Annotated in this window: 1 protein-coding gene; it reads left to right on the forward strand. The window is 68.8% G+C overall.

Annotation, left to right across the window (positions count from 1 at the left end; all coding sequences use genetic code 11):
- A partial coding sequence (locus tag RAD04_RS38495) for an ABC transporter ATP-binding protein (RefSeq protein ID WP_461627944.1) occupies positions 1-398 on the forward strand: 398 nt, incomplete at both ends.

Here is a 398-nt window from a genome sequence, read left to right on the forward strand (position 1 = left end):
CTGGTGACGCTGCTCGGGGCCAACGGCGCCGGCAAGACCACCACGCTGCGCGCGATCTGCAACATGGTGCGCTCCACCGGCGGCATCGAGTTCGACGGCAAGCCGCTGAACAACCGCTCCACCGAGAGCATCGTGCGGTTCGGCATTGCCCATGTGCCGCAGGGCCGCGGAACCTTCACCACCATGACGGTGGAGGAGAATCTCCAGCTCGGGGCCATCACCCGCAAGGACAGCGCCGGCATCGTCTCCGACATCGAGCGCATGTACGCGCATTTCCCGGTGCTGAAGCAGCGCCACACCCAGCAGGCCGGCACGCTCTCCGGCGGCGAGCAGCAGATGCTCGCGGTCGCCCGCGCCCTGATGCTGCGGCCGCGGCTGATGCTGCTGGACGAGCCCTC

The organism is Bradyrhizobium sp. 25ACV (assembly GCF_054863005.1).